The sequence below is a fragment of the Pseudomonas sp. 32_A genome (assembly GCF_017490905.1).
Lineage (GTDB): Bacteria > Pseudomonadota > Gammaproteobacteria > Pseudomonadales > Pseudomonadaceae > Aquipseudomonas > Aquipseudomonas inefficax.
This window is the reverse complement of record NZ_JAFGYI010000413.1, coordinates 1-428: the sequence shown is the minus strand read 5'-3', so window position 1 is coordinate 428 and position 428 is coordinate 1. Positions and strand designations below refer to the sequence as shown.

At 67.3% G+C, this 428-nt stretch carries 1 protein-coding gene; it reads right to left on the bottom strand.

What is annotated here, in order from left to right:
* Positions 1-428, bottom strand: a 428-nt coding sequence (locus J5M58_RS27295; RefSeq protein ID WP_207880613.1) for an ABC transporter substrate-binding protein, incomplete at both ends; no start/stop codon positions are given.

Here is a 428-nt window from a genome sequence, read left to right as displayed (position 1 = left end):
GGCAGTTTCAGCAGCGTGTCGGTCACGAGCCGCGCGGCCAGATAGCCCGCCTGCGAGAACGTGTCGCGCGGGTCCTTCCTGTCGCCGTACTTGTCCATCACCGCGAGCCAGTTCCGGTTGTCCGGCGTTTGCGCGTCGAGCGGCTGGAACTCGAGGTTCACGTCGAAATTGCCCTTCCAGTACGGGCCGATCGCCTTCGGCACGCCGAGGTCGTAGCCGGACGCCGCCGAGACGAAGTGAATCCGCCGGCCGAGGTTCTGCTGCTCGGCGGCCGACAGGATCGGCACCATCAGCCCTTTCGGCAGCCCGAGCAGGATCGCCTGCGGATTCTTCGACGCCGCCTGCAGCACGACCGACGTCGGATCGGCGGAGTCGGGGTCCATCACGATCGTGTCGACACTCACGCCGTTGCGCTTGCCCCAGAGCGC